We start from the raw sequence: 18306 nt of genomic DNA, 5'->3' as shown, positions 1-18306 counted from the left end.
TACGCCGATGTGGAGGGTTTTCCGTACAAGGAGATCGCCGAGATCATGGACACCCCGATCGGGACGGTGATGTCGCGGCTGCATCGCGGCCGGCGTCAGCTGCGCGAGCTGCTGCGCGACGTGGCCAGGGACCGCGGCTTTGTGCGCGGGGCGGCGTGAGCCGGATTCCGGATCATCCCCGGATCATCCCCGGATCATCCCCGGATCATCCCCGGATCATCCGTAGTGGTCGGGAATGATCCGCAGATCGTCGATGGGCGGGGCGACGTAGTCGCCGACCGGTGGCCGCGGCGGGAACTCGATGATCTCGTGTTCGAGGGTCTCGTAGTCGAACTGTCCGAGCAGGTGGCGGATGACGTTGAGCCGGGCGTTGCGCTTGATGTTGGCGTCGACGATGTACCAGGGGGCGACGTCGGTGTCGGTGTGAGTGAGCATGACGTCGCGGGCCCGCGAGTAGTCGATCCACTTGTTCCACGAGGCCACGTCCATCGGTGAGAGCTTCCACTGCCGACGTGGATCGGTGGCCCGCTGCCGGAACCGTTGTTCCTGCACGTCGTCGCGGATGTGCAGCCAGTACTTGATCAGGATGATGCCGTCCTGGACCAGGCTCTCCTCGAACACGGGGCAGATTTCGAGGAACCGTTCGTATTGGTCGTCGGTGCAGAAACCCATCACCCGCTCGACGCCGAGGCGGTTGTACCAGCTGCGGTCGAAGAGCACCATCTCGCCGGCCGCGGGCAGGTAGGGGATGTAGCGCTGCAGGTAGTACTGCGTCTTCTCCCGTTCGGTCGGGGCGGGCAGGGCCGCGACCCGCACCACACGCGGGTTCAGCCGCCAGGTGATGCGCTTGATGATGCCGCCCTTGCCCGCGGAATCGCGGCCCTCGAAGACCACCGCCACCCGGAGGCCCTTGGCCTTGATCCACTCCTGAAGCCGCACCAACTCGACCTCGAGTCGGGCAAGCTCCTGCTCGTAGGCCTTGCGCTTCATCTTCCGCGGTTCGTGCTCCTCGCTCATCGAGTGACATCCTGCCACCGGCACGGCTCACAGCGGCCGTTTCACCTGCAGAAGGTTTCTCAAGCCTGGGACCACAAGGTGGTGTTCCTGATAGTTTCCTGTGGTGGGACACCCCTCACAGGGGGAGTCGCCAGTTGGCCGACTCAGGAGTGAACCGCATGAGAATCAACATCGCCCTTCTGGCCGCGGGTTTGGCGGCCGGGGCAGGAACCGTCGTCGTCGTCGGCGCAGCGCCCGCGCTGGCCGAGGACAGCTCCGCGACCGTCACCTCGATCGGCAGTCAGGCAGAACTGGTCAACGGACCGGTCGTGCAGGGCTGGACCGTCTATGAGCTGCAACCCAGCACCGACACCATCGCCTATCCGGTACAGGGCATCCTCTGGGAGGCCATCGCCACCGACGAGGCGCTGCAGGGGGCGGTCACGCCGATCGTCTCCGACTTCAACGCCCGTGCCGCCAACGGTCAGACTTATCGGGCACTGTTCCAGGTCCCGACCCCCTACGGGGTCAACCCGGCGACGCTGGCCGAGGGGCAGGAGACCTCGGGCAAGATCTACTTCGACGTCACCGGTGCCCAGCCCGACAGCGTCGTGTACAACTCGCTGGGCCAGGATCTGATCGTCTGGGTCCAGCCCGAGGTGGTGCTCGACGACATCGAGGTCTACATCGAGGGCGACGAGGTGGTGGTGGACGAGCAGGAGGTCCTGGTGGGCCCCGACGAGCTGATCGTCGAGGACACCGAGGTCACCCTCGAGGGGTAGCCCGGCCGCCGCACCTTCGGTGTCGGGATGCGGTGTCGAGACGCTAACGAATGGGTCGAGTTTCGGTGGCGACGCTCGCGCACCCGGACCCGGTTCGTGTTCTGTGAAGGTGATGACCAGGTCCCGACCCCGCGCCGTGCGCGCCTGTGCCGCCGCAGCCGGGTGTGCGGCCGCGCTCGCGGCACTGACCGCGCTACCGGCGGCCGCCGCCGCCCCGCCCTCCGATGATCGGGGCTACATCGACTCGACGGCCCGCTGCGCCTCGCCGGACACCGCGGTCGTCTTCGGAACGACCGGTGACTCGCGGGTGGCCATCTGCAGGTCCCCCGGCGGCGCCTACGAGTACCGCGGTGTTCGGGTCCGTGACGGGGCGCGACTGGTGCTGCCCGCGACCTCGTCGGGCGGTGGTGTCTTCGTCGCCGACAACGACGGCATCGAATACATGGTGACGTCCAAGGAACTGGTGATCAGCTCCGGCAGCAAGGTTCTGCGGGACGAGCCGTGGGTGGACTTCCACGGAGCGGGGGACATGCCGAGCAGCACGTCCTCGACACCCTCGACACCGTCCTCGACATCTCCCTCGAACCCCACGGCCGAACCGGAACCCCCGAGCGACCCGTTGCCCGCGGAGGTCGGCGGCAGCGGAAGCTGACCGGCCCGTTCCCGAGCTCAGGCCACGGGTTCGCCGTCGGGGGTGAGCACCGACCACACGCCGCCGAACACCCTGAGGCCCTGGCCGTCGATCTGTCCCGGGGCGGTGTCGCCGGCATACCGGTAGAGCGGGTGCCCGTGGTAGGCCACCTGGACGCTGCCGTCGCGGCGGGTCACGGTGCCGGTCGCGGTCGTGTCGATGCCGATGCCCCCGGCGGGATTTCCGGTCGACAGCAGGGGCATCCAGGTGTCGGCGCAGGCGTCATAGCAGGTGGCGTTCTCCGCGGTGTCCCCGGAGAAGACGTAGAGCGTCCGGTCGGAGCCGTCGACGATGATGGTGCCGAGGTCGTCGGTGTCGGCCGTGCGCAGAAACGTCGGGCCCACCGGCGGGATCCGGTCGGTCGACGGCACCGACGCGGGCACCTCGGTGTCGGTGGCCGTGGCGGCCACCGTCGGGGAGGAGCTCGTGGCCGACGCGATGTTCTCCGGCGCACCGGTGTCGCCGACTCCGCAGCCGGCGAGGGTCAGCGCCAGCGGGGCCAGCACGGCCGCCAGGGGTCTGGTGGCGAGGGTGCGGCGGCGGACGGGGGCGCTCGGTGTCGGGGTCGTTCCGATGGGCATGCCGACTGCGTTCCCCGGGACCGGTGTCGGTGAAACCGGTTCCCTAGAGTCGGCCCACCTGCCGCAGGCCGTTGAAGGTGTCGGTCAGCGTCCGGGCCGGGTCGCGGTAGTCGATGCCCAGGTCGCGTTCGCTGGGCGAGTCGTCGGACGGCGGCATCTGGGTGTAGTACTGCATCGAGGCGGAGTTGATCGGCGTCTCGAACGGCAGGTAGCCGCCGACGACATCGAGGATGCGCCCCGCGCCGCGCAGTGCGGTATCGGGAATCGGATACACCAGAAGCGAGGTCTCGGCGGCGTCGCCGATCATCGAGGCCAGCTGCGCGACGGTCACCCGTTGGCCGCCGGCCATGTAGCGGCGCGGGCCCCGGCCCGGTTCGAGCAGCGCGACGTGCAGCGCGGCGAGATCACGCACGTCCACGACGATCCAGGCGGCGCTGCGCCCGGGAACACCGCGCATCTTGATCGCGGCTTCGACGCCGTCGGCGGCCTCGCCGAACTGGTCACCGGCCGGGGGGCCCAGCACCATGCCCGGATAGGTGATGTCCACCGGCGCCCCGCCGTCCTGCAGGCCCCGTGCATAGGCCTCGACCGCGGCCTTCGACCTGCCGTAGCCGTCGCTGCCACCGACCACCGGCAGGTCGGCGTGCAGGCGCTCGAGGCCGGGGCGGAACAGTGCGGTGAAGCTCGAGACGTGGATGATCGGGTCGATTCCCGCGCCCGCCGCGGCCCCCAGCACGTTGCGGGCCCCTTCGAGGTTGGTGTGCAACATCTCGTCGGCGCGGCCGGGGTCGGTGGAAACCATTGCCGCACAGTGGATGACGGCATCGCAGCTGTCCAGTGCCGCGGCCGTCGACGCACTGTCGGCGATGTCGCCGACGACGTGGTCGCCGATGCCGACGCCGATCCGGGCGGCGCTGGTGGCCAGCCGGTCGGGATTTCTCACGAGGAACCGCACCCGGTGCCCGGCGTCCTGGGCGGCCTTGGCGGTCCACGCGCCGACGAACCCGGTACCGCCGGTGACGAGAACATGCATCGAGTGCCTCCCGGAGCTGCGGCGCCGTCGGGTTGCGGCCCTGTCCGGACGCTACCGGAACACCTGCGCTGGCGAGCCGATCCGACCCCGCGCGTTTGCCGGGCAGCCGCGCAGGGCACTGTGTAGTGATGCGTCGGCGTCCCACAGCCGTGATCGGCGCGTTTGTCGCCGGGGTGCTGGTCGCCGGGTGCGGCAGCGCACCCGGCCCGGCCCCGGTCGTCCCGCCCGACAACGGAGGACCCGCCCCCTCGACCAGCACCGCCGCCCCGGCGCCGCCGGCCGAGCCCGCACGGGCGGGCGAACCCACGTCGACACCGGCCGGACAGGTGGTTCCGCTGGGCAACGCGCCGGAGGGGATCGTCGTGGGGCAGTCGGGCACCGCGGCGGTCGCGGTGCGAGGTCCCGACGCGATCGTGCTCGTCGACGCGGCCACCGGGGCCGAGCGCTCACGGGTTCCGGTGCCGAGCGCGGCCCGCCATCTGAGCCTGACCGGACCGGACGGGCCCGTCCTGGTGGCGCTGGAGGGCACCGATGAGTTACTCGAACTGAGCCTGGCCGACGGGCAGGTTCTGTCGAGGGTCGGCGGTGTCGGCCGGCAGCCGCACGAGGCCACCACGACCGCCGACGGCACCATCGTCGTGACGAGCGAGGGCGGCGGCGGGGTGATCTTCGTGCGCGACGGTCACGTCGTGGCCACGCTGCCGGCGGGTCCGCCGCAACCCGGAGGGGTGGCGGCGGTGGGTGACTACGTCGCCGTGGCCGACGTGCGGGGCAACGGCGTGTGGGTCTATGACGCGGTGTCACGCCGCGAGGTCGCCCACGCTCCGGTCGGAGTCAAGCTGACCCATGCCGTGGCCCTGTCCGGCGAGTTGGCGGCCTTCGCCGACACCGACGGCGGCGCGGTCCTGATCGAACGGATCGACCCCCGGATCAGCGAGGTGGCTCGGATCGAGGCGCCGGGCAAGCCCTACGGGCTGGCCTACGATCCAGGCCGCCGGCGTCTGTACATCACCTTGACCGAATCCAACAGGCTGCGTGTCGTCGACGTCACCGACCCACGCCAGAGCCGGCTGCTCGGCGATGTGCCCACCGTACGCCAGCCCAATTCGGTTGCGGTCGTTGGGGATACCGGCACCGTGCTGGTGACCGGCAGCAGAGCCGACGGCGGCGGCAGCCTGCAGATCCTTCCCGTCGGCCTGCTTCCCTAGCGATGGGCCGGCGTCCCGGCCGCCGGATCGGACTTCGTCACCGTGACGGATTCGCGGCGTCTGTGACGGCGCGGTCGATCGCGGCACGGGGAAGCGATGGTGCGTTCCCGGAAGGAATTGGCATTTGCCGGGATACTTGTACAACTCCAGGAGCACATCGGGGCCGGCGACCGCGCCGGCCGTCGCCCGGGCCGGATCAGCAAAGGGGCCGCGCATGACAGTTGTCGCGATCTATCTCGTCGTCACCTTCGGTCTCGGCGGCCTGGCCATGGCGCTGCGTCTGCCTCCACTGGTGGGGTTCCTGGCGGCGGGCTTCGTCATCAACGCCCTCAACGTCGCGGAGGTCCCGCAGCTGGAGGTGATCGCGGATCTGGGTGTCACCCTGCTGTTGTTCGCCATCGGGCTCAAGCTCGACGTGCGGATCCTGCTGCGTCGCGAGGTGTGGCTGACCACCTCGGCGCACATGCTCATCTCCGTGGTGCTCGGCGGCGCCGCGATGTGGCTGGCCGCCGTGGCCGGCGTGGCCATGCTGGCCGGGCAGAGCATGCAGACGATCGCGCTGCTGGCCTTCGCCCTGTCGTTCTCCAGCACGGTGTTCGTGGTCAAGGTCCTCGAAGAACGCGGCGAGTCGCACGCCCTCTACGGGCGCCTGGCCATCGGCGTCCTGGTGATGCAGGACATCGTCGCCGTGGTGTTCCTGACCGCGACCAGCGGTCATCTGCCCAGCCCGTGGGCGCTGGCGCTGGTGGGCCTGTGGCCGCTGACCCGGATCCTGCGCAAGATCTGGGGTCGGCTGGGCCACGGTGAGATGCAGTCGTTGTTCGGGATCGTGATGGCCCTGGTGCCCGGGTACGCGTTGTTCTCCGCCGTCGGGCTCAAGGGCGACCTGGGGGCGCTGATCATGGGCGTCCTGTTGGCGTCGCACCCGGCGTCCTCCGAGCTCGCGCGCTCGCTGTTCCACATCAAGGAACTGCTGCTGGTGGGGTTCTTCGTGTCGATCGGCCTGACCGGGCTGCCGGACCTGCCCACCGTCGGTGTGGCACTGCTGATGCTGCTGCTGCTGCCGTTCAAGGCGGCCTGGTATGTGGCGATCCTGTCCCGGATGAAGCTGCGCCACCGCACCTCGATCCTGACCGGGCTGGGGCTGATGAACTACTCCGAATTCGGTCTGATCGTCGTGTCGGTGGGGGTCTCGGCCGGCATGCTGGCGCCGGCCTGGCTGGTGGAGATGTCGATCGCGGTGGCGTTGAGCTTCGTCGTCTCGGCGCTGGTCAACGGTCGCGGGCACCTGATGGTGGAGAAGATCGCCGCACGCCTGCCGGCTCAGGACGAACACAGCCTGCAACCCGAGGAACGCCCCGGCGACGCCGGCGACGCCGAGGTGGTGGTGATCGGCATGGGCCGGGTGGGCTTCGCCGCCTACCAGCGGCTGACCGAGCACTACGGGTTGCGGGTGGTTGGTGTCGACTACGACGGCCCGCGGATCGGGCGGCTGGCCGACCAGGGCCTGCGTGTCATCGAGGGGGACGCCACCGACCTGGACTTCTGGAACCGGCTACGACGCTCCGACTCGGTGCGCATCGCGGTGCTGGCCATGCCGCGCCACGGCGCCAACGTCACGGCGCTCGAATGTCTGCGTGAATCGGGATTCAGCGGAAACGTCGCCGCGGTGGCGCGCTACGACGACGAGGTGGCCTGGGCCAGGGAACACGGCGTGGACATCGCCTTCAACGTCTACGCGGGTGCCGGGCTGGAGCTGGCGGACCAGGTGGGCCGCGGTGACATCCGTGTCGAACCCGAGGGCACCGCCGGCGCGGACGGCGTCGTCGAGTCGCCGACCGAGGACGGCGTGCAGCCGACCGAGGATGGGCGCGGCGGCCGAGCGTAGCGGAGGCCCGGGAACTACCGACGCCCCCGAGGACGATCGTCGGGGCGGACCATCGTGAACACCGCGTCCCGTGTGATCGCCACATAGCCGGCCGGGCCGCCGGTGCGCAGCACCGGCGTCGGAGCGGTCGTGTCGTAGACGCCGTCCACCAGCAGGTGCCTGTCGATGTGAACCGCCACGACCTGCCCAAGTACCAGCCAGCTTCCGACTTCGTGGCCGTCGACGTCGGTGAGCGCAACCAACTGTGTCAACACGCATTCGAAGTTCACCGGGCTCTCCAACACGCGCGGTGCCGAGATGAGTTCGGACGGTACGGCGGTAAGTCCCGCGCGCTCGAATTCGTTCTCCGAGGCGGGGATTGAGGCCGACGTCTCGTTCATCGCCTCGGCCAGATCCCGCGTCACCAGATTCCAGACGAATTCTCTGGTCGCGTCGATGTTGGCGACGCTGTCCTTCCATCCCACCGAGGCGAAACCGATGAGTGGGGGATGGTAGTTGAAGCCGTTGAAGAAGCTGTAGGGCGCCAGATTGGGTATGCCATCGCCGCCGAGGGTCGAGACCCATCCGATCGGCCGCGGCCCGACGATGGCGTTGAACGGATCGTGCGGCAGCCCGGTGCCATCCGCGGTCCGGTAGAAGTGTGCATCTTTGCCTGCCATCGTCCACCTCGTCCGATTCGTGCACGGTGCCGCCGTGTCCTCTCCGCACCGCTGCCGGCTCTACGAAGCAGTGTCGCGACGGAGGCCGGCCGTCCGACATCCGGGGACGCAGGCCGGCGGGTTCCCGACCGGCACCGACCCGGATGCGCGTACGCGATCCTATCCGGTGGCCTCGCCGCGCCGGCGACGATCGCTGACCGGTGCCGCGGTGTGGGTCACGACGTCGTCGTAGCTGACCTCCGGTGCGAGCTCGCGGACAGCGAAATCGGTTCCGGTGACGTCGAACACGCCGAGATCGGTGATGACGCGCTGCACGACGGCCCTGCCGGTCAGCGGCAGGTCGCAGTGTCCGACGAGTTTGGGTGCCCCCGACTTCGCCACGTGGTCCATCAACACGATGACGCGTGCGGCGCCGTTGACCAGGTCCATCGCACCGCCCATGCCTTTGACCATCGAGCCCGGCACCATCCAGTTGGCGAGGTCACCGCCGGCAGACACCTGCATACCGCCGAGCACCGCGACGTCGACGTGTCCGCCGCGGATCATGGCGAAGCTGGTGGAGGAGTCGAAGAACGAGGACCGGGCCACCACCGACACCGTCTGCTTGCCGGCGTTGACCAGGTCGGGATCCACCTCGTCGTCGTAGGGGAAGGGCCCGACGCCGAGGATGCCGTTCTCGGCGTGCAGGGTGACCGCGGAGCCCTCGGGCAGGTAGTCCGGGATCAGGGTCGGCAGGCCGATGCCGAGGTTGACGTAGTCGCCGTCACGGAGCTCCCGTGCCGCGCGCGCGGCCATGTCGATACGGGTCCAGCTCACCGTGCCGCCTCCTCACCGGGGCGGGGCCGGGTGGTGCGTTTCTCGATTCCCTTGCGGGCGGCCTGTTCCGGGGTCAGTTCGACGACGCGCTGCACGAATATGCCCGGCAGGTGGATCTCGTCGGGCCCCAGCTCGCCGACGTCGACCACCCGTTCGGCCTCGACCACCGTGATGGCCCCGGCCATCGCCGCGGGAGGATTGAAGTTGCGCGCGGCCGCGTGGAAGACGCAGTTGCCGGCGCGGTCGGCGACGGCCGCGCGGATCAGGGCGTAGTCGGTGACGATGGACTCCTCCAACAGCATCTGCCGACCGTGGAAGGTGCGGACCTCCTTGGGCGGGGACGCCAACGCGACGCTGCCGTCGGTGTGGTAGCGCCACGGCAGACCACCCTCGGCGACCAGCGTTCCGACCCCGGTCGGAGTGAAGAAGGCGCCGATCCCGCTGCCCCCGGCGCGCAGTCGTTCGGCCAGCGTTCCCTGCGGGGTGAGCTCGACGGTGAGTTCACCGGCCAGGTACTGGCGAGCGAACTCCTTGTTCTCGCCGACGTAGGAGGCGATGACGCGGCTGATGCGGTGGGCCTCCAGCAGCAGGCCGAGGCCCGCGCCGTCGACGCCGCAGTTGTTGCTTACGATGGTCAGCTCGTCGGCGCCCTGCTCGAGCAGTGCCTCGATGAGGAACCAGGGGATACCGGCGAGTCCGAAGCCGCCGACGGCAAGGCTGGATCCCGAGGGGATGTCGTCCACGGCGGCGGCGGTCGACGCGACCACCTTGTCCGGTGTCGTGGCTGCTCCAGGTGTGTGAGGGGCGGCGCTCATCGGAGCGCCTCGAAGACGGCGGCCAGACCCTGACCCCCGCCGATGCACATGGTCTCCAGCACGTAACGGGCGCGGCGGCGCCGAGCCTCGTGGGCCGCCGTGGCCAGGATCCGGGCGCCGGTCGCGCCGATCGGATGCCCGAGCGAGATGCCGGAACCGTTGGGGTTGAGCCGTTCGTCGAGCGGGTCGAGCTTCCACTCCGCGAGCACCGCGAGTACCTGCGCGGCGAACGCCTCGTTGAGTTCGATGAGGTCCATGTCGTCGAGGCCGAGCCCTGCCCGGTCCAGCGCGGCCTTCGTGGCCGCGACCGGCCCGATGCCCATGGTCTCGGGCGCGCAGCCCGTCACCGCCCACGAGCGCAGCGCCAGAAGTGGTGTCAGACCGAGTTTGCCGGCCTGGGCATCGGTAGTGACGACACACATGGCGGCGCCGTCGTTCTGCCCGGAGGCGTTGCCGGCCGTGACGGTCGAGGCCGAGTCCACCTTGACGCGAATGGGCCGCAGGCCGGCGAGCGTGTCTTCGGTGATGTCGGTGCGGGGATGCTCGTCACGATCGACAACCGTGTCCGGCCGACCACGGCGCCCCGCAATGGTCACCGGCACGAGTTCCTCGGCGAATCTGCCGCTCTCGTGGGCGGCGACGGCGCGCTGATGGGACCGGAGCGCCAGCCCGTCCTGGGCCTCGCGGGTGATCCCGTAGTCGCGGCGCAGGTTCTCCGCCGTCTCGATCATTCCGCCGGCAATGGGGTGGCCGGCGCCGCCGGCGGTCTCGCGTGCGCGGTCGAGCCGGTCCACCAGCGCGACGGTGCCCTGGCGCACACCGGTGCGCAGGCCGAGCGCATAGTGCTCGACGTTGGACATCGACTCCGCCCCGCCGGCCACTACCAGCCGGGCGGCGCCGGTGGCCACCTGTCCGGCCGCGTAGAGCACGGCCTGCAGGCCGGAGCCGCAGCGACGGTCGATCTGCAGTCCGGGCACGGCCGTGCCGAGGCCGGCGTCCAGCGCGGCGATCCGGCCGATCGCGGGCGCCTCACCGCTGGCGTAGCCGTTGCCGAGGATGACGTCGTCGACGTCGCCCTCGGTGAGGCCGGTGCGTGAGACGAGTTCTCGCAGTGTCGCCGTGGCCAGATCGGCCGCGGTCAACGACGCCAGCGATCCCCCCATCCGGCCCACCGGTGTTCGTATCGGAGCACAGATCACCACATCCATGGATCGAGCCTATGAAGCTCAATAGATATTCGGAAATACTTTTTACTACGTGTTTCAGATGTCTAGAGTCTTAGTATGGAGTTGCGACATCTCCGATACTTCCGCGCCGTCGCCGAGGAGCTGCATTTCGGGCACGCCGCTGAGCGGTTGCACATCGCTCAGCCCCCGCTGTCCCAGCAGATCCGCCAACTGGAACGGGAAGTCGGCGCCGAACTGCTCAGCCGCACCACCCGCAGCGTGGAGCTCACCGATGCGGGTCGGGCCTTCCTTCGCCGGGCCGTCAACATCCTCGACGAGGTCGAGGCGGCCACGCATCAGGCCCGTCGCATCGCCGCGGGCGTCGAGGGTTCGCTCGCGATCGGTTGTGTCGGATCGGCCACCTATTCGCTTCTGCCGCAACTCGTCCGTGCCCTCGGCGAGGTTCTGCCGGGGCTTGAGGTCAGTGTCCGCGGTGAGATGCTCGCCCCGGCGCAGCTGGCCGCGTTGGCGACGGGGGAGATCGATCTCGGCCTGTTGCGGCCGCCCGTGGAGCAGCCCGAGATCACCACCGTGACACTTCGCCGGGACCCGCTACTGGTGGCGCTGCCCGACGGGCACCCGCTGGCCGCGCGTACCCACATCCGGATCGGTGATCTTCGCGCCGAGGAGTTCGTCGTGCACGCCGGACGCGGCCGGTCCGTGATGGGAGACGTGGTGACGCGCCTCGGCGCCGACGCCGGGTTCGTACCCCGGATCCGGCACGAGGTGTCCGAGACATCGACGCTGGTGACCCTGGTGGCCGCGGGCCTGGGCATCGCGATCGTCCCGGCGCCGACGGCCGCGCTGGAGGTCGCCGGCGTGCGATATCGACCGTTGACGCCCGAGTCGCTCGGGATCGACCTGATTGCCGCATACGGGGCGAACGTCAATCAGGCACTCATCGCCGGTGTGCTGCGGGTGCTCACCCGGATCGTCTCGGCAACGGGTACCGCCGACGCGTGACCCCGTCCCGCCGACCAGGGTGAGCAGGGCGGCGGCCACATGAGTGCCGACCACCTCTTGGCCAGTTTTGACTATGTGATAGAAAAAGTGAGTCGATGCACATCTGAACTTGATGAAAGTACAGCTAGTCATCAATAGAAGATAATTGAACATACTTTAAGGAAGTCATGGTCTACGACCGGTGTTGGCGATGATCGGCAGCATTCAACAGCCCGATGCCACCGGGACATGGTGCATGATCGGCGACCCGACAGCGGTCGAGACGAGGTTCGGCCTCCGGGATTGCAGGCCCACCGACCCGGGTGGGAACCACTGCGTGCACCGCGTTCCGGCGTGGGGGTTGGACGTGGGCGGGCGGCCCCGCATGGCCGTCCTGATGGTTCTGGCGGATCACATCCTCGGTGAACTGCCGTACATGCGCCGGCCCGAACGAACCTGGTCGCTCACCTCGGAGCTGACGTTGGAGGTCATCGGTCAACTGCCGAGAGTCGATACGCTGGTCGCCGAGGCGGTCGACACCGCACAGGGCGACGAGTCGTTTGTCCAGTGCCGCATCACCGACACCGCGGGAGCCCTCGTGGCGGTCGGTACGGCGCGCACGGCGTACGTTCCCGCCACGGCCGACGATCCGGTGGCTGACGTCTCGGCGACATCCCCCGAAGAATCTGCCGTGCTCGACATCGATGAGGTGCTCGGGCTCGGTTACCGACGGCTTGCCGACGGTGTCGAGGTGTCGATGGCCGAGCCCGGGCGCTGGGTCAACGGATTCGGCATCCTGCACGGCGGGGTGTCGGCCTGCGTGACCGAACTCGCGGCCGCCGCGGCGATCGGCGAGCGCAACCCGGATCTGTACACCGCCCACGTGCATACGAACTATCTGCGGCCCGTGGTGGCCGGGGCGCCGTTCGTCGCGGTCGCACATCTCTATCACGTGGGCCGGTCCTCGGCGGTGGTCGAGGTACTGGGGCGGGGCGGACGTGGTGAACTGTGCACGGTCTCGACGGTGACGGCTCGGCGGGCACGCCCGACGGAGTGATGGCGGACCTACACCGGTGACTCAGTGCTGCCTTGCCTGTCGCCGGCGAGCTTGCCGTCGTCCTTCGCCGTGATCTAGCTGGGTCACCAGGGCAGTCAACGCGTTGGCGGCAGCAGCGAAATCGTCCGGATCTTGGACTGTTACCGCCAGGGTGCTCAACCCGTTGAGGAGTGCGATCACCCCGAGCGTCATCGCCCGCAGCTTGGTGGCGTCGCCGGCGCAGGCGTCCTCTCGGCGAGCCAAAGACTCAGCAAAAGAACGGAACTCGCCAACCATGGCGGATAACTCCCTGCGTAGCTCGGCATCCCGTCGGACATCCATCTGCACGGCGATCGCCATTGGCGCCAAAGTGGGATCGTTTCGGTGAATGGAGACGGCAGCGGTGATGGCCGCCGCAAGCGCCTCGTCGAATCTCTCGATGTCTTCGGTGGCGGACCGCAGCTGCTCGAGGAAGCGGGCATAGACCTCTTCGGATACGGCAACGAATAGCCCCGTCTTGCTCCCGAAGTGATGGTAGAGGCCCGGCGCGGAAACATTGGCACGTTCGAGGATCGTCTGCACCGAGGCACCGGAGAATCCGTCCACGGCGAAGGCGTGACGGCCCGCGTCGAGCAACCGACGTCGGGCGCCGTCACCGCCGGACCGTTTGGGGCGCCCCCGGGCGCGCTGCAGCGCGCTCTGTGGCGTTGACTCGGCCTTGGCCGGTCCTCTGCTGTTCTGGCTGTCCACCGTGAGGCGATACTAGCGGGCCACTGCCTTTCTCATGGCGGTGAACATGATGAAGAACCACGCCACGAATACCGCTACCGGAATCCAGAACGCCAGCAGCCCATTCCAGGCCATTAGACCGGTCTTGAAGAAGGGGATGGCGCAGGCAGGAATGAACAGCACGGCCACCCAGAGGTTGGCGTAGCCGACCCACCGGGGGAAGAGGGGGCGATCGGACGTGTCCTGCAGGACGGCCATACCGATGGCGAGATATTGGAGGGTGAACGGTGCCACCGGGGCGAATGTCATGAAGAAGCCCAGGTCGTGCAAGGGCTGCAGCACTTCGGGCGGGAGGTCGGGTCGGTAGGCGACCGCGGCGAGTACCAGAAAGTTGAGCGAGAAGAAGACGGTTCCGAAGGTGCCCAGAGCAGTCTGCGTCGCGGCCAGGACGCCGTGTTCGGATTGGCTGCGACGCAGCAGAATTCCGACAGCAACGGTGAAGGGGACATACAAGACCCCGCCCCAGACACACAACACCATGCCGGCACGTTTCAGATTCGTCTGGTGTGACCACAAGTCGGTGAGTGCGCCACCGGTAATCGTCGGTGACGGCGGCGGCAGAAATCCGGCCATCACCATCCAGCCGAGCAGGACGAGCACGATGCCGATCGGACCCGTCCAGACCAACAGCATGAGGTTGCGGTTCTGGGGCACGTCTGACTCCTTGATTGGACCTGGCGCAAAGATAATATAGCGGACACTACAGTAAATCGGAGCTGACGAGGGCTGATATGTCACGGCGATCTGCCGGTGTCTCGACGGCGCCGGGATGAGGAGAGTGCTGACCCGCAGGAGTCTCCGTCCGACCGGCGCGGTGAGGTGACGTGTCGGGCAGTCCCGGGAGGCCGGGCCGGGTGGGGGGCGGGGCTGTCCTCAGGCGAGTCAGTGCGCAGTGGCCAGCGATGCCATTTTCGCCGCGTCGACGACTTTCACACGTGGGCGAGCCTGCCGGCGCCCGCCGGTTCGTTCGAATACGTCCAGCCGATGCCAACCATCGAGAGTGACCGCCAGGGGCTGACGTTGTGCCAGCAGCGACTCCAGTTCCGCCGTTGTGGCGCCCGGGTTCGGCAATCGGCCGGCCGCGAAGTCGCCGAGAAGGGAGGCGACCGTCTCCTGCGCGCAGCCACGATTGGTCCCGATGACCCCGGTCGATCCGCGTTTGATCCACCCTGCGGTGTAGACGCCTGTCACCTCGCGTTCGCCGTCCATCAGGCGGCCCGCACGGTGCGGAAGCACACCACGTGCGGCATCGAACGGCAATCCGTCCTGCGGAGCCCCGCGGTAGCCGACGGCCCGCAACACCAGACCGCACTCGACCTCATCGACTTCCTGCGTGGCGCGCGCCCGGACGGTGCCTTCGTGGTCGACCACCAGTTCGTTGCCAACGACGCGGATCCCATGGACGGAATCCGCTCCGAGGATCTCCACGGGAGAGGTCAGGTAGCGCAGCACCACCCGGCGAGAACCCGAGTGAGGTCGGTTGGACAACTCCGCGGTGATCTCGGCCTTGACTCGTGCGGTCGTCGTCCGGATCGGACCCGGAGGGTCGGTAGGGAGTTCGACGACCAGGTCGACGCCGGGCGTATCGGCCAGGGCCAGCAACTCCGGTGTGGTGTAGGCGGCCTCCGCGGGTCCGCGTCGCCCGAGGACGACGATCTCCTCAATTTCGCTCCGGCGCAGCGCGGCCAACGCGTGATCGGCGATGTCGCTGCACGCCAGTGCATCTATGTCCATTGCCAAGACCCGCGCGACGTCGAGAGCAACATTGCCGTTGCCCACGACTACCGCTCGCCGATGAGTGAGGTCCACATTCAGTCCTGCGGCCTCGGGGTGGCCGTTGTACCACGCCACGAATTCCCGTGCCGAATGGCAATTCGCAAGATCCTCGCCCGGGACCCCAAGTGAGCGGTCCTGCGATGCCCCGACCGCATAGAGGACTGCGTGGTGATGTTGCATCAACTCGTCGTGCGAGACATGAGTTCCGACTTCGACGTTGAGGTGGACTCTCACCTGGTCGCTGTCCATGATCCGCTCGAATCCGCGAGTCACATTCTTGGTGTCCTGGTGGTCGGGCGCGACGCCGTAACGGACCAAGCCCCAGGGCGTCACCAGGCGCTCGTATACATGAACCTCGACTGTGGGGCATGCCTCCAGTAGCGCCTCGACGGCGTAGGCGGCCGCGGGGCCCGATCCGACTACGCCGACGCTGAGGTGCCGGCCCGGCAGAACTGCGGGGACGGGATCGAGGAAGCCGGGTTGGTCATAGGTGTAGTCGGCGAAGAAGGCGGCGCTGAGGTCCCGGTAACGCGCGGCGCGGGCCGGTGCCAAACGGTAGTCCGGGCCGACGGCGTCCACCGGACACACCTCGACGCAGGCGCCGCAATCGATGCAGGTCCTAGGGTCGACATAGAGGATCTCTGCCGTTGCGAATTCCGCCGTGCCGGGTGCGGGATGGATGCAGTTGACCGGGCAGACGGCCACGCAGGCGGCGTCGTTGCAGCATGCCCCGGTTATCACGTGGCTCATCGGTCGCCCGCCGATGCATCGAGTTCATCAGCTGCGACCGTCGCCAGCAGTGGTTCCACCCGAACCGGGATGCCGTTGAGAACCGATGTGCCTGAGGCTGCCTCGACCTCCGATGACAGGAGATTCGATGTCGGCCCGGCGGCGGCGTTCGCCCGCCGCCAGCCCCCATGATGACCCCACCCGTGCGGCACCGCGATCGTGCCCGGAGTCATCTCGTCGGTGACCGTCGCCACGGTGACGAGCTGCGCCGCGGGAGAGGTGACTGTGACGTCGTCGCCGTCGACGATGCGAAGCCGCGCGGCATCGACCGGACTGATTCGGATGGAGTGCCGACGCGACGGTGGCATCAACCGAGACGAGTTGTGCATCCAGGAATTGTGCGAAGTCATCTCGCGCATTCCGATCATCCGCAACGGATATCGGCTGGACGCTCCGTCGCCGTCGGCCGCTTTGAGCCGTTCAAGCTCGCCGAGAAGTGTCGGGTGGTCGAGAGGGATCTTGCGGTTGGGCGTCTTGATGAACTTCTTCAACGGGGCCAACGGCAGAAACTCGTGCAGCACCACACCGCTGGGTGCCCGCTGCTCGAGTTTGCGCCACGACCATCCCCCGCGCCGGAGGCCGAACAGGTCCCCGACGGGCCCAGTACGGATCAGCAGATCCGCCATGCCCCGCGGCGTCATCCGCAACCCGGCGCGGGCGAGCAGTCGCTGTACGCGGTAGCCATGGGCGCTTCCGATGCCCATGCTCTTCGCGATGTCATCCAGGATGGCCCACTCTTCACGAGCCTGTCCCGGTGGATCGACAACCCTATCGGTCACTTTCAGACTGGGTCTGACGTAACGGTTGGCGAAGTGAAGAGGGCTGTCCTGGCGCTCATACATGTTGGTGGTGGGTAGGATGTAGTCCGCGTAGCGGTTCGTTTCGTTCATGTAGAAGTCAAGGGCAACGAAGACGTCGAGATCCTCGAGCGCCTCGGCGAGTCGCTGCCCAGCCGGGGCTGTGACGACGGGGTTGGAGCCGATCATCACCATCCCCCGAATCCGCCCTTCCCCGGGAGTCAGGATCTCGTCAGCCAAGGCACTGGACGGTAGGAAGCCGTAGGTGTCCGGAAGTCCCTTCACCCGTGTGCGAACGGCGTCGAATGTGGCCATTTTCATCGCCTCGGCGATCGGGCCGATGGCGACGGGGGACCAAGCCCATACCATGCCACCCGGGCACTGCACGTTTCCGGTAGCGATGTTCACGAAGTCCTGCAGCGCATTGGTCAGGGTGCCGAATCGCTGCGTGCAGGTGCCGGTTCGCCCGTACACCACAGCCGACCGAGAGCCGGCGATGGCCTCGGCCACGTCCACCACGGTCGCCGCGGGCACACCCGTGAGTCGTTCGCACAACTCTGGAGTGAACCGTTCGAGTTCACGCTTCCAGCGTTCGAACCCCGTAGTCCAGGCGGCGACGAAGGCCCGGTCGTACAGGTCGCGCTCGACGATCACGTGCAGAAGCGACAGCAGGAACCACGCGTCGGTGCCCGCCCGGATCCCGATGTGCTCGAACTGTTCGGCGGTTGTCGTCCGCCTGGGGTCGACGACCCACACCCTGCCTCCGCGTTCGACGATCTCCGCCATGTGCTGGCGTAGGAGCGGGTCGTGGATGAAGCTTCCCTTGGACACGAAGGGATTGGCGCCCAACATGAGCAGCGCGCCGGTTCGCCTGACGTCGGGGATGGGCATGTGCGCGCAGTGGCCGTAGAGGAGCTTGTAGGCCGCGACTCGTGAGGCGCCGTCTTCGGAGTTCACCCCGTAGAACCACGGAGTGCCGATCGCCTTCGCGAAGGACTTCCCCCACATGGCGGCCGCGAAACTGAAATACGGCGGGTTGCCCTCATGTACGGCGAGAGACTTCGGCCCGGTGTGTTGTCGTAGACCACGGAGTCGTGCCCCGATATCACTGAGTGCCTGGTCCCAGGTGGTCGGCTCGAATTCGCCGGGGCCACCCACCCGGCGCAGGGGGACAGTGACGCGGTCGGGATCGTTGACGATCTGGGTCATCGACAAGCCCTTGACGCAGCAGAATCCCTGAGAGTGTGGGTCGGCGGTGTCGCCTCGAAGTCCTACGAGTCGGCCGTCCTCGACGGTGGCGATCATGCCGCACAACGGTTCGCATATTCGGCAGTATGTTGGCTTTTCGACACGCAAGAGTGACTCCTTCGAGGAGCGACGATGTCGGGACCTTCAGCGTCTCCCGCGACCTTTCGAGTGCTGCCCGACAACCGTAACCTTAGGCAATTAGGTTTGTTGGAGTCAATGGGGCGTTGCGAGTTG

Annotated in this window: 18 protein-coding genes; 7 read left to right on the top strand and 11 right to left on the bottom strand. The window is 68.0% G+C overall.

The window, feature by feature from the left end:
• Window positions 1-159, top strand: a 159-nt coding sequence (locus tag CSR00_RS22045; RefSeq protein ID WP_281259748.1) for a sigma factor-like helix-turn-helix DNA-binding protein, incomplete at its 5' end; no start/stop codon positions are given.
• A 57-nt stretch (window positions 160-216) separates the two neighbouring features.
• Here CSR00_RS22045 and ppk2 read toward each other — a convergent pair.
• Window positions 217-1017 (bottom strand): polyphosphate kinase 2, encoded by an 801-nt coding sequence (gene ppk2, locus CSR00_RS22040; RefSeq protein WP_099024562.1) that lies wholly within the window; start codon window positions 1015-1017, stop codon window positions 217-219.
• Window positions 1018-1175: 158 nt separating this feature from the next.
• On the opposite strand from ppk2, the gene CSR00_RS22035 reads away from it, so the two are divergent.
• Together CSR00_RS22035 and CSR00_RS22030 are read left to right on the top strand one after the other, a co-directional pair.
• A complete protein-coding gene (locus tag CSR00_RS22035; RefSeq protein WP_176562189.1) occupies window positions 1176-1778 on the top strand; it encodes an MPT63 family protein in 603 nt (200 codons plus the stop codon).
• Between the two features lie 112 nt (window positions 1779-1890).
• Window positions 1891-2430, top strand: a complete 540-nt coding sequence (locus tag CSR00_RS22030; RefSeq protein WP_099024566.1) for a hypothetical protein — start codon at window positions 1891-1893, stop codon at window positions 2428-2430.
• Window positions 2431-2447: 17 nt separating this feature from the next.
• Here the strand turns inward: CSR00_RS22030 and CSR00_RS22025 are convergent, their stop codons facing one another.
• Both CSR00_RS22025 and CSR00_RS22020 read right to left on the bottom strand, forming a co-directional pair.
• On the bottom strand, window positions 2448-3050 hold the full coding sequence (locus CSR00_RS22025) for a COG4315 family predicted lipoprotein (RefSeq protein WP_099024561.1): 603 nt from the start codon (window positions 3048-3050) through the stop codon (window positions 2448-2450).
• 43 nt (window positions 3051-3093) lie between these two features.
• On the bottom strand, window positions 3094-4083 hold the full coding sequence (locus CSR00_RS22020; protein WP_099024560.1) for an NAD-dependent epimerase/dehydratase family protein: 990 nt from the start codon (window positions 4081-4083) through the stop codon (window positions 3094-3096).
• 128 nt (window positions 4084-4211) lie between these two features.
• On the opposite strand from CSR00_RS22020, the gene CSR00_RS22015 reads away from it, so the two are divergent.
• Both CSR00_RS22015 and CSR00_RS22010 read left to right on the top strand, forming a co-directional pair.
• Window positions 4212-5291 (top strand): YncE family protein, encoded by a 1080-nt coding sequence (locus CSR00_RS22015; protein WP_141564433.1) that lies wholly within the window; start codon window positions 4212-4214, stop codon window positions 5289-5291.
• Window positions 5292-5505: 214 nt separating this feature from the next.
• Window positions 5506-7179: a cation:proton antiporter domain-containing protein gene (locus tag CSR00_RS22010; RefSeq protein ID WP_099024558.1), complete on the top strand. Its 1674-nt coding sequence runs from the start codon at window positions 5506-5508 to the stop codon at window positions 7177-7179.
• 14 nt (window positions 7180-7193) lie between these two features.
• Here the strand turns inward: CSR00_RS22010 and CSR00_RS22005 are convergent, their stop codons facing one another.
• The 4 genes from CSR00_RS22005 to CSR00_RS21990 all read right to left on the bottom strand — a co-directional run bounded on the left by CSR00_RS22005 (window position 7194) and on the right by CSR00_RS21990 (window position 10677).
• The gene (locus CSR00_RS22005; protein WP_099024557.1) at window positions 7194-7838 is read right to left on the bottom strand and encodes a flavin reductase family protein; all 645 of its coding nucleotides are present in this window, start codon (window positions 7836-7838) and stop codon (window positions 7194-7196) included.
• A gap of 159 nt (window positions 7839-7997) precedes the next feature.
• Window positions 7998-8654: a 3-oxoacid CoA-transferase subunit B gene (locus CSR00_RS22000; RefSeq protein ID WP_099024556.1), complete on the bottom strand. Its 657-nt coding sequence runs from the start codon at window positions 8652-8654 to the stop codon at window positions 7998-8000.
• Window positions 8651-9469, bottom strand: coding sequence for a CoA transferase subunit A (locus CSR00_RS21995; protein WP_099024555.1), 819 nt, complete (start codon window positions 9467-9469; stop codon window positions 8651-8653). The genes CSR00_RS22000 and CSR00_RS21995 overlap by 4 nt, the downstream gene beginning before the upstream one ends.
• On the bottom strand, window positions 9466-10677 hold the full coding sequence (locus CSR00_RS21990) for an acetyl-CoA C-acetyltransferase (protein WP_099024554.1): 1212 nt from the start codon (window positions 10675-10677) through the stop codon (window positions 9466-9468). The genes CSR00_RS21995 and CSR00_RS21990 overlap by 4 nt, the downstream gene beginning before the upstream one ends.
• 75 nt (window positions 10678-10752) lie before the next feature.
• On the opposite strand from CSR00_RS21990, the gene CSR00_RS21985 reads away from it, so the two are divergent.
• A complete protein-coding gene (locus CSR00_RS21985) occupies window positions 10753-11658 on the top strand; it encodes a LysR substrate-binding domain-containing protein (protein ID WP_099024553.1) in 906 nt (301 codons plus the stop codon).
• 364 nt (window positions 11659-12022) lie between these two features.
• Entirely contained in the window at window positions 12023-12694 is a 672-nt protein-coding gene (locus tag CSR00_RS21980) for a PaaI family thioesterase (protein ID WP_176562188.1), read from the top strand.
• A gap of 21 nt (window positions 12695-12715) precedes the next feature.
• On the opposite strand, the gene CSR00_RS21975 is transcribed toward CSR00_RS21980, so the two are convergent.
• The 4 genes from CSR00_RS21975 to CSR00_RS21960 form a co-directional block, all read right to left on the bottom strand.
• On the bottom strand, window positions 12716-13423 hold the full coding sequence (locus CSR00_RS21975; RefSeq protein ID WP_099024551.1) for a TetR/AcrR family transcriptional regulator: 708 nt from the start codon (window positions 13421-13423) through the stop codon (window positions 12716-12718).
• A 12-nt stretch (window positions 13424-13435) separates the two neighbouring features.
• Window positions 13436-14116 carry a hypothetical protein gene (locus tag CSR00_RS21970; protein WP_099024550.1) on the bottom strand — a complete coding sequence of 227 codons (681 nt, stop codon included), beginning with the start codon at window positions 14114-14116 and terminating at the stop codon, window positions 13436-13438.
• Between the two features lie 228 nt (window positions 14117-14344).
• Window positions 14345-15988, bottom strand: a complete 1644-nt coding sequence (locus CSR00_RS21965) for an FAD-dependent oxidoreductase (RefSeq protein WP_099024549.1) — start codon at window positions 15986-15988, stop codon at window positions 14345-14347.
• Window positions 15985-18180 (bottom strand): molybdopterin-containing oxidoreductase family protein, encoded by a 2196-nt coding sequence (locus CSR00_RS21960; RefSeq protein WP_281259747.1) that lies wholly within the window; start codon window positions 18178-18180, stop codon window positions 15985-15987. Before CSR00_RS21960 ends, CSR00_RS21965 begins: the two co-directional genes overlap by 4 nt.
• Window positions 18181-18306: the final 126 nt, after the last annotated feature.

The organism is Mycolicibacterium palauense (assembly GCF_002592005.1).
In the GTDB taxonomy this organism is placed as follows: domain Bacteria; phylum Actinomycetota; class Actinomycetes; order Mycobacteriales; family Mycobacteriaceae; genus Mycobacterium; species Mycobacterium palauense.
The sequence above is the reverse complement of the archived record's forward strand: the minus strand, read 5'-3'. Positions and strand labels throughout refer to the sequence as shown.